The sequence below is a fragment of the Polaribacter sp. L3A8 genome (genome assembly GCF_009796785.1).
Classification (GTDB): domain Bacteria; phylum Bacteroidota; class Bacteroidia; order Flavobacteriales; family Flavobacteriaceae; genus Polaribacter.
The window spans coordinates 61,810-77,125 of sequence record NZ_CP047026.1 but is presented as its reverse complement, the minus strand read 5'-3'; the positions used below and the strand labels follow the sequence as shown (position 1 = coordinate 77,125).

The window sequence follows — 15,316 nt, the reverse complement described above, 5'->3', positions numbered from 1 at the left end:
TAAAAACAAGATGAAAAAATATATAAAAACAATAAAAAATCTATTCGTTGTTATTTTACTAACATCAGTAGTTGCTTCTTGTACAAAAGATTTAAATATTGTACCCGAAGATGATCAAACGGTTTTAAGTGATGCGTTATTTGAAAATGAAAATGCTTACTTAGAAGTTTTAGCAGGTACTTACGCAAACTTATCTTTAACAGGTGTTGATGGTCCAGAAAGTTCTAATATTAAAGGATTAGACGCGGGTACTAGTCAATATGGTAGAACATTATTATACTTACAAACATTATCTGCAGATCAAATGATTTGGTCTTATGAAAATGACCCTGGCACAAGAGAACTACAACGTAATATTTGGACTGCTCAAAACCCTGTAATATTAGGTATGTTTAGTAGAGCTATGGTTACAGTTGCATTTGCAAATAACTTTTTAAGAGAAACAACAGCAGCAAAATTAGATGCAAGAAACGTTTCTACTGCAACAAGAGAAAACATTGTTACTTATAGAGCAGAAGCGCGTTTACTAAGAGCTTTGTCTTATTATAACTTAATGGATCTATATGGTAAAGCCCCAATGGTAGTAGAAACAGACCCAACAGCAGGTTTTAATCCTCCACAAGCAGACAGAGCTGAATTATTTACATTCATAGAAAGCGAATTATTAGCAATCGATGCCGATTTAATGGCTCCAAAAACCAATCAACATGGTAGAGCAGACAAAGCTGTTGCGTGGATGATTTTAGCTAAAATGTATTTAAATGCAGAAGTATATATTGGTGAAGCAAAATATACAGAATGCTTAACCGAAAGTAAAAAAATTATAGGTGGTGGGTTTTCTTTAGCAACCAATTACGCTCATTTATTTATGGCTGATAACAATACCAATTCAGCAATCAACGAAATTATTTTTCCTTTAATTGCTGATGGTTTAATTACACAAAACTACGGACCAACAACTGTTATGGTAAATGGTGAAATAGGAAGTTTAGAAGCAAACGGTATTCCTTTAGGTGTTGGTGCTTCTGGATGGGGAGGCGCATTAAGAGTAAGAAAACAATTTGCTCAATTATTTGATGGTGGTATCTTTTCTGGAGACACTAGAAACACCATTATCTCTGGAACAAGAAGTATTGACATTACTGATATCTCAGATAAAGATCAAGGTTATATTATAGAAAAATACTCAAATGCAACTTCTACCGGAACCTTTGGTTCTAACCAAACTTTTGTAGACACAGATTTCCCTTTGTTTAGATTAGCAGATGTATATTTAATGTATGCAGAAGCACATTTAAGAGGCGGGTCAGGAGGTTCTAATGCAGATATGGAAACGTATATTAATGCACTAAGAACTAGAGCTAACAACCCTCAAAACAACTTAACTGCCGCAGATATTTCTCTAGATTTTATTTTAGATGAAAGAGCAAGAGAGTTACACTGGGAAGCACACAGAAGACAAGATTTAATTCGATTTGGTAAGTTTACTGGTGGTAATTACAATTGGGCATGGAAAGGAAATGGAAGTAACGGTATTGCTTTACCTTCTTACATGAAAGTATATCCTATACCTACAGCTAGTTTAGCTTCTAACCCAAATTTAACTCAAAATACTGGGTATTAATTTAAAAACAAATTACAAATGATGAAAAACATAAAAAGATTTTCAGCAGTTAGTATCATTGGTCTAGTACTTTTATTTTTCCAATCTTGCGATGACACTTCTGATACATTTACGATATCAGCTCCAACAGCACCTATTTTAGCTGAATTAAATTTTACTCAATTAGAATTAGATGCTGTAAATACTACAAACCCTGCATTAACTTTAAATTGGGATGAAGCAGATTACGGTATACAAGCTGCGGTTAACTATGCTATCCAGTTTTCTAAAGATGATGCTTTTACAGCACCAGTTACTGCATCAACAATTTCTGGTAAAACTTCTGCAACATTATCTATAAACGAGGTAAATGCAGCTGCAGGTAATGCAGGTGTAAATCCTTTTAACTGGTCAGATATTTATATTAGAATTGTTGCCTCATTAGGTACTCAAAATAATGAAACGGCTACTTCTAATGTAATTCAGTTTAGTGTATATCCATACTTTAACTACTCTTTTAAAGATTATTATTTAATAGGTAATGCAACAGCTCCAGGTTGGGATAATTTTGCAACAGGTAACAACCCTGCTTTATTTAGAGATGAAACAGATAGCAATACGTTTTACTATACTGGTTATTTTGCAAAAGCAACTGCAGATGATGGTGAAGGAAGATTTAAACTAATTGAAACAAAAGGAGAATGGTCTAACCAATGGGGAACAACTTACCCAGATAATGAAGATCCAATAGATGCTGAAGGTGACATTGCAGGAAACCCTGCAACACAAGATTCTGATCCAGGTAGATTTGGTGTAAAAACTGATGGTTACTATACCTTTAAAGTAAACTTTGCTTCTAAAAAATATTCTATAGAACCTTTTAATGCTGACGGTATTGTAAGCCCTACATCATTAGAAATACAAGGATCTAGTACAGCTAATGTAGCCATGACTCCTTTAGTTTTTGATGGTCATATTTGGTTTGCAACTGCAATTCATTTAACTCCTGGTGAAGTAGAATTTGTTACAGGTGCAAGTGCTAAATGGGGAAGCTCAACTTCTTTTTCTGGAGTAGCAACCGATGGTGGTGGTGCAATACCTGTAATTGTAGAAGATGATTATGATGTTTGGTTTAATGATTTAACAGGTCGTTATATCTTAATGCCTTTAAATTTATAATAACTTAAAAATAGATATAAAATGAAAACTTATTTAAAAAGATTAAGCTACTTATTTTTATCACTTACACTTTTTTTAGGTGCTTGTGAAACAGAAGAGAGCTTAACAATAACAAGTCCAGATCCTGTTTTTGAGTTAGTAACACCAGGAATTAGTAATGTGTTTTTAAACTCAGAATTACTAGACAATCCTGCATTTACAATTACTTGGATAGATGAAATTAACACCGCTGCAACTTATACGGTAGAAATGGATTTAGAAAGTACTTTTGCAGCCCCTATTCAATTAGGTACTACAGATAAAAAGAACTTTACAATCACAGTATCAGAATTAAACAAAGCTTTAGAAAATACAGATGTAAAATCGTATACAGAAACACCTATTTATGTAAGATTATCTATAGGTAGTGCAATGTCTAACGTAGTTTTATTTCAAATTTCTAAATTTGCTGTAAAACCACCGGTAATTACTAGTCCAGACAATACTTTTACCAAAGTATTAACCGACGTTAATCCTGATGAAACAGCCTTAACCCTAACTTGGAATGATCCAGAAATAGGTGCATCTAGTAGCTTAATTATTAGTTATGAAATAGAAATGGCTGTAGCAGGTACTAGTTTTGCTTCTCTTGCAAACATTGGTTCTACAAACACAACTACTTTCGAAATTTCTCATGATAATTTAAATGATTTAGTGATTGCTAACGGAGGTGTTGCAGACGTTGCTTCTAACTTCGATTTTAGAATTAAAGCTATTGCAAAATCTGCTTCGGGAGATTTAGCAAGAACCTCAGAAGCTATTACAGTTTCATTAACAGGATTTAAAGCAGAAATACCAGATAATTTATACATGGTAGGTGCTCATAATGGCTGGAACAATGCCGATGCAACTCAACAGTTTTATACTTCAGGAAATGGAGTTTTTACCAAAGTACAAGCTTTTTCTGCAAACGATGAATTTAAATTGTTACCTACATCAGGTGCTTGGGACGGAGATTATGGAGAAGACCCAAACAATGCGGGTAAAATAGTACAAGACGGTGAGCAAAACATTAAAGTAACTGCAGCAGGTACTTATTTAGTAATTATAGACTTTAATACATTAAGCTTTAAATTACAAAATATAGACACTCTGTTTATGGTAGGTGCTCATAATGGTTGGAACAATGCAGATGCAACGCAACAATTTTATACTTCAGGAAACGGCATCTTTACAAAAGTGCAAGCTTTTTCTGATAATGACGAATTTAAACTACTTCCTACTTCTGGTTCTTGGGATGGTGATTGGGGAGAAAGCAAAACAACTGCTGGTTCTTTAGAATTAGATGATGAACAAAACATAAAAGTAACTACTGCTGGTACTTATATGGTTACTTTAGATTTTAATAAATTAACATTTAATCTAACAGAAATACCTACAAACCTTTACTTAGTAGGTTCTCCAAATGGTTGGAACAATGCTACGGCACCTGCATTTACAAAAGTATCTGAAGGATTGTTTGAAATTACACAAACATTAACCGCAACAGACGAGTTTAAATTTTTACCTCAACAAGGTGCTTGGGATAATGATTGGGGAGAAAGCAAAGAAAATACTGGTATGTTAGTTGTTGATAATGAAAACAACGTAAAATCTCCTGGAGATGGTACCTATAAAATTACAGTAGATTATAATAAAGGAACAGTAACTGTTCTATAATTTTATAAAACTTTACAAAGGCTACCTTTATGGGTGGCCTTTGTTTTTAACATCCTATTTTATGAAAAAAATTACTTTATTAATCCTTTTAATATCCTCTTTTACTTTTAGCCAAGTACAGAATGTTACTTTTTCTGTTTCTCCTGCTACTTTTAATGAAACGGATGCTATAACTATTACAGTGTCTAACATTACAAGAGCTTCTTGGGGTGTTTCAGACATTTATTTATGGTCTTGGTCTTATGATTCTAGCGGAGAAAACTCTATGGATTCTCCAACCAACGGAAGTTGGTCTAGTTCTAATGAGGCACAAAAATTAACCAACAACGGTAATAATACATACTCAATTACTTTTACACCAACTACTTTTTATAACAGAACAAACATTGGTAGCATTGGCATGCTAGTAAAAGCAAAAGATGGTTCTGGTGATAAAAAATCGCAAGATAAAACATACCAAGTTGGTACTTTTCAATTAACATTAAACACGCCTACAGACGCAACAACTGTTTTAAACTCCGGACAAACGTTACCAATAAATGCAACAAGCTCAATAGCCGCCGATTTTACTTTAAAAGCAAATGGAACAATAATTAATCAAAAAAACAATGCAACGGCATATAGCTACGCTCCTATTGTAACTGAAAACACAACGTACCTTTTAGAAGCTACAAATAACGGAGAGGTACAAAACACCAGCTTTAATGCCATTGTAAAACCAACAATTACAGAAGCTGCAATTCCTTCTGGAATGAAAGATGGAATCAATTTAAATCCATCAGACAATACAAAAGCAACTTTAGTATTTTATGCACCAGGAAAAGAATTTATTCACCTAATTGGTAGCTTTAATGATTGGCAAGTAAGCGATGCTTATTTATTAAAAAAAGACAGTAGCAAAGATCGTTTTTGGATAGAACTTACTGGCTTAACTCCGCAAACAGATTATACGTATCAATATATTATTGAAGCCGATTTAAGAGTTGCAGATCCATACTCTACAGTGGTTTTAACAGAAAGCAACGATCAATATATAAACGCAACCACCTACCCTAACCTAGCAAGTTATCCTACAGGAAAAACTAACCACGCAGTTACTTTATTAAGAACGGGTGATGTTGCCTATAATTGGCAAACAAATAACTATACAAAACCTGCAAAAACAGACTTAGTTATTTATGAACTTTTAATAAGAGATTTTGATACGCTTCATAGTTTTGATGCTGTACAAAACAGATTAGATTATTTGCAAGAATTAGGTATAAACGCTATAGAATTAATGCCTGTAATGGAATTTGATGGGAATGAATCTTGGGGATACAACCCTTCCTTTCACATGGCATTAGACAAATATTATGGTAACACAAACTCTTTTAAACAATTAATAGACGAATGCCACAGAAGAGGTATTGCTGTTATTGTTGATGTTGCTTTTAATCATGCAAGTGGTCAAAACCCTTATTACAGAATGTGGAACACAGACAATGGTGGTTACGGAGGACAAGCAAGTGCCAATAGTCCTTTTTTCAACCAAACAGCAACGCACTCTTACAGTGTTTTTAATGATTTTAATCACTCTAAACAAGCTGTAAAAGAGTATGTAAAAAGAGTTTCTCAATACTGGATTGATGAATATAAAATTGATGGTTTTAGATGGGATTTAACAAAAGGGTTTACGCAAAACTGTTCTGATGCGGACCAAAGTTGTACAAACAATTATCAACAAGACAGAGTTGATGTTTTAAAAGAATATGCTGATTATCAATGGGACAAAGACCCTAATTTCTACATTATTTTCGAACATTTAGGAGGTAATACAGAAGAAACCGAATGGGTAAATTATAGACTTGATGAAGGCAAAGGAATTATGCTTTGGGGAAATCATAACCACCAATATAACCAAGCAACTATGGGCTTTGGTAGTGATGCAGATTTTTCTTGGATTTCTTATAAAAACAGAGGTTGGTCTGTACCTGCAAATGTTAGTTATATGGAAAGCCATGATGAAGAGCGTTTAATGTACAAAAACCTAGAATATGGTAATTCTAATGGAAGCTATTCTATAAAAAACCTAAACACAGCTTTAAAAAGAGAAGAATTAGCTGGTGCTTTTTACTTTACAGTACCAGGACCCAAAATGATTTGGCAATTTGGCGAATTAGGGTATGATCTTTCTATTGAAGAAAATGGTAGAACAGGTAACAAACCTATTTTATGGAGTTATCTAGCCAACGAAGGTAGAAGAGCTGTTAAAGACACTTGGTCTAAATTAATTAAATTAAAATTAAAATATGATATTTTTGAAACATCAAATTTCACGTTAGGTGTTGGTAATGCTAATGGGTTAAACACCATTCATTTAACAGATCCTACAGCAACAGACATACAAAATATTACAATTATTGGAAATTTTGGGGTAACCACGCAAAGTATTGTTCCTGCATTTCAGCAAACAGGTACTTGGTATAATTTATTAGAAAACAACGCTAACATTACAGTTACTAATACAACAGCGGCAATTACATTAGCGCCAGGAGAATTTAGGGTGTATGCAAATAACCCTGCTTCACTTGCTACAGATGATTTTACAGTTGATGGTAAAAACACCATTAAACTATATCCTAATCCTGCTAAAACGTACTTTGTCCTTTCTGATAAAACAAACAAAGTATCCGTTTTTGATATTACAGGGAAGTTAGTTAAAACCTACTCTAAAGAGGATATTGAATCAAATTATTATGTGATATCAACATTAAAAAAAGGCATCTATTTTATAAGAATTAAGAATACACAAAACCAAATTCTAACTAAAAAATTGATTATAAATTAATCCCTAATCTTAACAAAAAAAGAGAGCAGTAAATATTTACTGCTCTCTTTTTTTATATCAATAAAATAGAAAACCTACACTCCAAATTGAGTTAAATGATGATCTAAATGTTTGTAGAAAGAATTATTCCATTCTACCGCAGTTAACTTTCCAAAAGAATGAGATTCTTTTCCTTCAAAATAAGTACTTCCTAATTCTTGGGTTTTAATCACGTATTCTATTAAACGTTTTTTTTCTGTTTCAAACTCTCTCTCATCTGCAATTATAAATTGAGGTGCCGTTCTTCCGTTTTTAGCATACGGTTTTTCAGACACAACTATCTTTTTAACAAACATCTTTAAAATCCATCGTGTAAAAGCATTTGGTTTTGGATATTTATCACTAAAAACCATCTCATAAGTTACAGAACAATGCGCTAACATTTGAGAAACAGACATCTTTCCCCAAGTTGGTTTAGTTGCCGCAGTCAGTTTATTAATTCTTTTAATTTCTTCTGATGTAATTTCTTTCTCAAAAATGTTTTTCATCTTAATGTAGTATTTTGAATAATAATTCTTTTAAAATATCTTGGTTAGATTGGCTTGCCCCAACTCCTTTACTTTTTACATCTGCATCTCTTAAAAAAGCAATTACTTGCGCCACTTTTCGCATCGGATAATTTCTTGAAGCAGAAAAATATTCGTCTACAAAATACGGATTAACACCTAACGCCTTTGCTACAGAACTTTTAGATTTATCTTTTAAACCATGAAAACAAAGAAGCTGTGTAAAATAACCGTTTAATAATGAAATGGTCATTACCAAAGGGTTATTTTTTGGGTTTTCGGCAAAATAATTTATAATTCTATTCGCTTTAACCACATCCTTCTCTCCTACTGCTTTTCGCAATTCAAAATTATTAAAATCTTTAGAAATTCCTATATTGTCCTCTATATCTTTATCGTTAATAATTGACTCTTTAGGTAAAATTAGCATCAATTTATCTAACTCATTAGATATTTTACTTAAATCAGTTCCTAAAAACTCTACTAACATTTGAGACGCTTTGGGCTCAATTTGATATTTTTTACCACTTAAAACTCTACGAATCCAATCTGAAACCTGATTTTCATACAGTTTTTTACTTTCGAAAATTAAACCTGTTTTTGCAATTGCCTTGTGTAGTTTTTTACGCTTATCTAGTTTTTTATATTTATAATTAAAAACTAAAACGGTTGTAGGCTGCGGATTTTCGGCATAAGCAACTAACTTTTCTATATTTCTACTTAAATCTTGTGCTTCTTTAACAATAATCACTTGTCTTTCGGCCATCATTGGGTAGCGTTTTGCAGAAGAAACAATATCTTCTATACTTGCATCTCTACCATACATTACTTGTTGGTTAAACCCTTTTTCGCCTTCATCTAATATATTTTCTTCTATATAGTCAGAAATTTTATCTATGTAATAAGGCTCTTCCCCCATTAAAAAATAGATAGGTTTTATATTTCCTTTCTTTATATCTGAAACAATGTTTCTTATTTCGTTCATTTTCTTACTTTTGACTGATGCAAAAACTCAATCTACCCACTTATAATTTCAAACTCAAAAGTAGCGAAAATAAGACGCTTATTTTTGATAAATTAAGAAAAAAATATCTGGTTTTAACTCCAGAAGAATGGGTACGTCAGCATTATGTTTCTTTTTTGATTGATGAAAAAAAATATCCAACCTCTTTAATAGCCCTAGAAAAGCAGTTAACCATTAACAATCGTAAAAAAAGAACTGATATTTTAGTTTTTAATAAAGAAGGGAAACATGAAATTATTGTAGAGTGTAAAGCGCCTTCCATTAAAATTACACAAGATACTTTTGACCAAATTGCACGTTATAATTTAAAACTAAAAGCTACTTTTTTGATAGTGACCAACGGGTTAGAGCATTTTTACTGCAAAATGGATTTTGAAAATGAAACCTATATTTTCTTAAAAGAAATTCCTAATTATAAATAGAACCCCTTTTTATTTTTAAACTATTACTTCGGATGATTCTTTATGGATACAAAATTATATCGAGAAATTTTATTACTAATTCTTGATAGAAGATTCTTTTAAAAAAAAATTTCATTCGAACAGAAACTCCCTAACAAAATTCATTTATTATTAAGAAAAAATTAGAATTAAACTAATTTATAAACAGTAAATTCGCACACTTGAAAATAGCAATCGTCATATTAAATTGGAATGGTCAAAAACTGTTAGAGCAGTTCTTACCATCGGTTATAAATTTTAGTTCGCAAGAGGCTACTATTTATATCGCAGACAATGCATCTACAGATTCTTCTATTAAGTATGTTAAAGAATTCTTTCCATCCGTTAAAATTGTAGAAAACGCTATAAATGGCGGATATGCAAAAGGATATAATGATGCTTTACAAGTTATTGATGCTGATATTTATTGCTTATTAAATTCGGATGTTGAAGTTACACAAAATTGGCTAACACCTATTATAACTGTTTTTAAGAACGAAAAAAATACGGCTATTATTCAACCCAAATTATTAGATTTTAAAGACAAAACAAAATTTGAATATGCAGGCGCTGCAGGAGGTTTTGTAGATTTGTATGGTTATCCTTATTGTAGAGGACGTGTTTTTAATGATTTAGAAACAGATACAGGGCAGTTTAATGATGAAGCCACTATTTTTTGGGCTTCTGGAGCTTCTTTATTTATTCGTTCTAAGGTATATCATCAATTAGGTGGTTTAGACGAAGATTATTTTGCGCATCAAGAAGAAATAGATCTGTGTTGGAGAGCTCAAAATAGAGGGTATAAAGTAAAGTATGTTGGAGCTTCAACAGTATATCATGTTGGTGGTGCTACTTTACAAGAAACAAATCCGCAGAAAACATATCTAAACTTTAGAAACAGTTTATTAAATGTTGTAAAAAATGTTCCTAAAAAATGGTTTTTATTCGTTATTTTTTCTCGTTTACTTTTAGACGGAATTGCAGGTGCTAAATTTATGCTAGAATTAAGACCCATACACACTTGGGCTATTATTAAAGCACATTTTAGTTTTTACAAGAATTTTTTTAAATTTTTAAAAAAACGTAGAGTCCTACAAAAAAAACAAAACTACAATTTACATACAAGTGTTGTTTGGCAATATTTTGCTTTGGGTAGAAAAAAGTTTGAGGAGTTAAAATAAAAAAACAGAAAAATATGTATTCTGCTCCTTTTTCAAACTGAAACAAAATCACTTAAAACCAGTTATTTATCAACTTTAAAAAAAGTTTTACTTAAAAAAACTAAAGTATATCTAAACTTCCTTTTCCTTCTCTAATCACTTCTGGATACCCTTCTGTAAAATCGATAATAGTAGAAGCTTGGTTATCTCCATAGCCTCCATCAATAACAATATCGACTAATTTGTGCCATTTTTCGAAAATTAATTCTGGATCTGTAGTATATTCTAAAATTTCATCATCATCTCTAATCGAAGTAGATACAATTGGATTGCCTAAGCTTTCTACTAAAGTTCTAATAATATTATTATCAGGAATACGAATACCTACTGTTTTTTTCTTTTTAAATACTTTTGGGAGATTATTACTTCCTGGTAAAATAAACGTATAAGGCCCAGGTAAAGCTCTTTTAAGTATTTTAAATGTAGCGCTATCTATTTGCTTAACATAATCAGATAAATGGCTTAAACTATTGCAAATAAAAGAAAATTTTGCTTTTTCTAATTTCACCCCTTTTATCTGAGCTATCTTTTCTAAAGCTTTATTATTCGTAATATCACACCCTAAACCATAAACTGTATCTGTTGGGTAAATTACCAAACCTCCACGTTTTAAAACCGCAACAACTTTATCTATTTCTTTTTGATTGGGGTTCTCATTATATATTTTAATAAATTCTGACATATTATAAATATACAAAAACTCAACTTGATTATCAATCAAGTTGAGTTTTTTTTTATGGGAAAATTGTTTTTTTTAAGACTTATCTACCATTCTAAATCCTTCTCCATGTATGTTTAAAATTTCTACATGTTCATCTGGTTTTAGATACTTACGAAGTTTTGCAATATAAACATCCATACTTCTAGATGTAAAATAATTATCATCTCTCCATATTTTTGTTAATGCTAATTCTCTTGGCATTAAATCATTTTTATGAATAGCCAACATACGTAGCAATTTACTTTCTTTTGGAGATAATTTTACAGGTTCTCCGTTTTCACCAACAGACAAATGTCTTAACTTAGAATTGAAGAAAAAGCCTCCAATAACAAATTCGAACTGTTCTGATTCTGCTGTTTTATCTGTGTCTTTACGTTGTAAAATTGCTTTAATTTTATGTAATAATACTTCAGAATCGAAAGGCTTGTTTAAGTAATCATCTGCACCAACAGCATACCCTTTTAAAACATCTTCTTTTAACGTTTTTGCTGTTAAGAAAATAATTGGCACTTCTTTATTTGTGCTTCTTATATCTTGTGCTAAAGAGAAACCATCTTTACGAGGCATCATTACATCTAATATACACAAGTCATAATCACTATTTTTAAACATGATTAACCCTTCTATACCATCTTTAGCATGCGTTACATTATAATCATTTAATGCTAAATAATCTTTTAAAACGGTTCCGAAATTTGGATCGTCTTCAACTAATAAAATTTTTTTACTTCCCATTGTTATGTTTTTAAATTAAAGGTAATTTCACTGTAAATGTACTTCCTTTTCCTTTTTCACTTTCAACAAAAACAGTTCCATGATGCTTTTCTATAATCTCTTTTACATACGCCAAACCTAGCCCATGCCCTTTAACATCATGAATGTTTCCTTTTTGTTCTCTATAAAATTTATCAAAAACTTGTTTTTGAACTACTTTACCCATTCCTATTCCTTCATCTTTTATTTTTAAGATAAAGAATTTATCTGTACTTTCTGTATAAACATCAATTTTTGGTGCTCCCTCAGAATATTTTAAAGCATTTTCTAACATATTAACAATTACATTAGTTAAATGGAATTCGTTTCCAGGAACTTCTGTTATTAATGCTTCAAAATGTGTATTTAAATCTCCTTGTCTATCTTCTATTAATAAACTAACATGCGTAATAGCATCTTCTATTGTGTCGTGCATGTCTATGGTTTCCTTACTAATATCTATTTGATTTTTTTCTAATCGAGATATTCTCAAAACATTTTCTACTTGAGAGTGCATCCTTTTATTTTCATCTCTAATCATTTGAACATAGCGCAACACTTTTTCTTTGTCATTAATAATCTTAGGATTCTTTATAGAATCTAATGCCAGATTAATGGTAGCAATAGGTGTTTTAAACTCATGTGTCATATTATTTATAAAATCAGTTTTTATTTCTGATATTTTTTTTTGTCTAATTAGTTGATATAATGAGCTAGAAAAAGCAATTATAATAATTAAAATAAAAAATATTGACAGTGATAAAATATTTGATATCCCAGAAAGTATATGTTCTTTTTCTGCTGGAAAAGTAATATACAACTCATAATCTACGTCTCCATTAGCTTTAAAAAAAAGCGGATAAGGATAGCTCTCTTTTTTATCAATGGTATAATAGCCCGACTTTAACTTTGTGGCCAAACCATCGTTACTATATACTCCGTATTTAAATTCTAAATGTATATTTCGTTTTTCTAATTCTTCTTTTATGGTTTCATTAAGCTCTCTATTGCTTAATCTTTTATGAATAGGTCTTGTACTATTAATGTTTCTAAAAATTTCAGCAAATTCGCTTCTTTCAATACTTTTTAATCTTTTTGTAAAAGAAAATCTTTTTTCATCTGTAGATGAAAATAAATTATCGGCACCTTTAATAACTCTAGAATGGAAAAAATCATTTTTACCTGTCACTCTTTTAAAAACAATGGTATCATTATCTAAAAAATCTGTTTCATTGTCTAGATAATCAATGGGCATTTTAAAACTTTCTTCTAAAATGGTACCTCCATAAGTAAATTTTTGATTGGTAGCTGTATCTATTTCTTGGAAAAGAAAATTTTTAATTTGAGCTTCGTCTGCTAAAACGGTGTTTTCTATGACACCTTCATATTTTTTTTCTAAATAATAATTCTCTTTATCGGTAATTCTTTGAGAAACACTACCCAACGATTTCTGAACATCATTTTTAAATTGTTCCTTCTTACTAGCCACCGCATTATTAATCCAATACAATTGCACAGCAATAATTCCAATCAAGGAGACGCTCATTAATACAACAATAAGAACAAACATCTTCTTACCCATACATCAAAGTTACGGTTTTCAAAAATTGATTTTATTGTTTTTAACCTAAATTAACAATATAGATTTAAATTTAAGAGTAATTTAACAATCCTATTGAATTAAATTAAATTCAATGGCTTTTTTCTGTTAAAATATTATGGATTTTAATAACCTGAATTTGAGTCTTTTCGGTATCCAAATTATCAATTATATAGTTAGATTGTAGTAGCTTTTTATCTTCTAACCATTGGTTTTTTATTCTGTTCTCTACGGCTATTTTAGAACTATTGTCTCTTAACATTGTTCTTTTTACCCTAACATCTAGCGGCGCATAAACAGTAATAATAATATCGCACTTTAAATTACTTTTACTTTCAAAAAGAATAGCATTTTCATATACTATATAATCTTTATGATGCTGTTGATTTACAAATTCTTGAAAATGGTTTTTAACCTCTGGATGTACAATTGCATTGAGTGCCTCTAGCTTGCTTTTATCTTTAAAAACAAGGTTGGCAATATAAGGTCTATTTAATTGATTATCTACATAAGAAGCAGCTCCAAATTCATCAATGATTTTTGATTTAAGTATCGGTGAAGTATTCATTAATTTTTTGGCCTCTGCATCTGCATTATAGATAGCAACATTATCAAATTTAGCAAAAATATTTGCTACAGTTGTTTTACCACTTCCTATTCCCCCTGTTAAACCTACAATCATTTATTTCTGAATTAAAAAATCAATTTTATTAGGAATCACTTTAAAACTTTTTACATAACTAGACTTTACAAGCACTTTGGGCACTAAATAATCTAGGTTATTTTTTTTAGAAGTATTGTAATCACATACAATTTCAAAAAAGTTTTTATCAATTTTATCAAAGTTAGATAAACCAACCACATAACTAACCGAAACTGTTTTATTTAAAGTTGTTAGAGAGACACCTTCTGGAAGGTTCGTTACTTTAAAAGGGATTTCTAAAGTACCTTCTGTAAATTTTTCTACCTTACCACTTATGGTAGCATACGTAGCATTCATTTTTATATTATTAGAATTTTCTGGCAATATAATTTTTACTCTCTTAGAAAAATCTTCCTTAATACCTTCTAATTTTAAAAATTTTAAATTGATTTCTTTAATCTTTTCTATTTCTGCATCTGGACCAGAAATTAAAATACTATCTGGCTTTACTGTTACAGGTTCTAAAATATCATAACCAATATGATAGTTAATATCTAAATTAGCTTTTAAAACTACTTTCTTAGAAAGTAAAGTTCCAATTTCTAAATAAATAGTATCTAAAGGAATTTCTTGTAACTGAACACCAGAATGCAATTGTTTTTGAATAGTAACTACTTGGTTTCTTGTTAAAAAATAATATCTATTAGATGATTTTTTATACAAACTATTTGCATTTAAAGCAATGCTTTTATCTCCAAATCTAGAACTTAAAATATTAAAACCAGACGATTTTACTACAATATCTATTTCTTTAATTGGTACTTTTTGCAAAAGTTTGTTTTGAGCAATATGTGTGTATTCTATAGGATAGGTTAATGTAGTAACATATTCTTTAGAGAGCGTAATTAAAAACCACATTAAAATAGAAGCGATTAAAAAGCTTATAAAACTTTTCGAAATTTTTTTATTCTTTATCAAAATAATGGTTGAATTTTATGCAATCTACACAAAAGCTAGTAAACAAAAAAGTGAGCAGTATCTATAAAGACAAAGCTCACTT

Annotated in this window: 13 protein-coding genes; 6 read left to right on the top strand and 7 right to left on the bottom strand. The window is 30.6% G+C overall.

Translation table 11 applies throughout. From position 1 onward, the window contains the following. Positions 1–10: 10 nt before the first annotated feature. From GQR92_RS00325 to GQR92_RS00310, 4 genes are all read left to right on the top strand, one after another. On the top strand, positions 11–1,624 hold the full coding sequence (locus GQR92_RS00325; protein WP_158837254.1) for a RagB/SusD family nutrient uptake outer membrane protein: 1,614 nt from the start codon (positions 11–13) through the stop codon (positions 1,622–1,624). 18 nt (positions 1,625–1,642) lie between these two features. Further along, positions 1,643–2,782 carry a SusE domain-containing protein gene (locus GQR92_RS00320; protein WP_158837253.1) on the top strand — a complete coding sequence of 380 codons (1,140 nt, stop codon included), beginning with the start codon at positions 1,643–1,645 and terminating at the stop codon, positions 2,780–2,782. A 21-nt stretch (positions 2,783–2,803) separates the two neighbouring features. Next, on the top strand, positions 2,804–4,480 hold the full coding sequence (locus tag GQR92_RS00315) for a SusE domain-containing protein (protein WP_158837252.1): 1,677 nt from the start codon (positions 2,804–2,806) through the stop codon (positions 4,478–4,480). A gap of 61 nt (positions 4,481–4,541) precedes the next feature. After that, positions 4,542–7,310, top strand: a complete 2,769-nt coding sequence (locus GQR92_RS00310; RefSeq protein ID WP_158837251.1) for an alpha-amylase family glycosyl hydrolase — start codon at positions 4,542–4,544, stop codon at positions 7,308–7,310. Between the two features lie 74 nt (positions 7,311–7,384). Here the strand turns inward: GQR92_RS00310 and GQR92_RS00305 are convergent, their stop codons facing one another. Next, positions 7,385–7,837, bottom strand: a complete 453-nt coding sequence (locus tag GQR92_RS00305) for a DUF1569 domain-containing protein (protein ID WP_158837250.1) — start codon at positions 7,835–7,837, stop codon at positions 7,385–7,387. Between the two features lies 1 nt (position 7,838). Continuing rightward, positions 7,839–8,840 (bottom strand): DNA polymerase III subunit delta, encoded by a 1,002-nt coding sequence (holA, locus tag GQR92_RS00300; protein WP_158837249.1) that lies wholly within the window; start codon positions 8,838–8,840, stop codon positions 7,839–7,841. Positions 8,841–8,857: 17 nt separating this feature from the next. Here holA and GQR92_RS00295 point away from each other — a divergent pair, with 17 nt between their 5' ends. Together GQR92_RS00295 and GQR92_RS00290 are read left to right on the top strand one after the other, a co-directional pair. After that, positions 8,858–9,301, top strand: coding sequence for a type I restriction enzyme HsdR N-terminal domain-containing protein (locus GQR92_RS00295; protein ID WP_158837248.1), 444 nt, complete (start codon positions 8,858–8,860; stop codon positions 9,299–9,301). 200 nt (positions 9,302–9,501) lie between these two features. Further along, positions 9,502–10,500, top strand: a complete 999-nt coding sequence (locus GQR92_RS00290; protein ID WP_158837247.1) for a glycosyltransferase family 2 protein — start codon at positions 9,502–9,504, stop codon at positions 10,498–10,500. Between the two features lie 100 nt (positions 10,501–10,600). On the opposite strand, the gene GQR92_RS00285 is transcribed toward GQR92_RS00290, so the two are convergent. From GQR92_RS00285 to GQR92_RS00265, 5 genes are all read right to left on the bottom strand, one after another. Further along, positions 10,601–11,221, bottom strand: coding sequence for an L-threonylcarbamoyladenylate synthase (locus GQR92_RS00285; RefSeq protein ID WP_158837246.1), 621 nt, complete (start codon positions 11,219–11,221; stop codon positions 10,601–10,603). A gap of 72 nt (positions 11,222–11,293) precedes the next feature. Beyond that, complete coding sequence (locus GQR92_RS00280) at positions 11,294–11,995, bottom strand: response regulator transcription factor (protein WP_158837245.1); 702 nt, start codon at positions 11,993–11,995, stop codon at positions 11,294–11,296. Positions 11,996–12,005: 10 nt separating this feature from the next. Beyond that, entirely contained in the window at positions 12,006–13,595 is a 1,590-nt protein-coding gene (locus GQR92_RS00275; protein WP_158837244.1) for a sensor histidine kinase, read from the bottom strand. Positions 13,596–13,704: 109 nt separating this feature from the next. After that, positions 13,705–14,295, bottom strand: coding sequence for a dephospho-CoA kinase (gene coaE, locus GQR92_RS00270; protein ID WP_158837243.1), 591 nt, complete (start codon positions 14,293–14,295; stop codon positions 13,705–13,707). Next, positions 14,296–15,174 carry a CdaR family protein gene (locus GQR92_RS00265; protein WP_233269916.1) on the bottom strand — a complete coding sequence of 293 codons (879 nt, stop codon included), beginning with the start codon at positions 15,172–15,174 and terminating at the stop codon, positions 14,296–14,298. Positions 15,175–15,316: the final 142 nt, after the last annotated feature.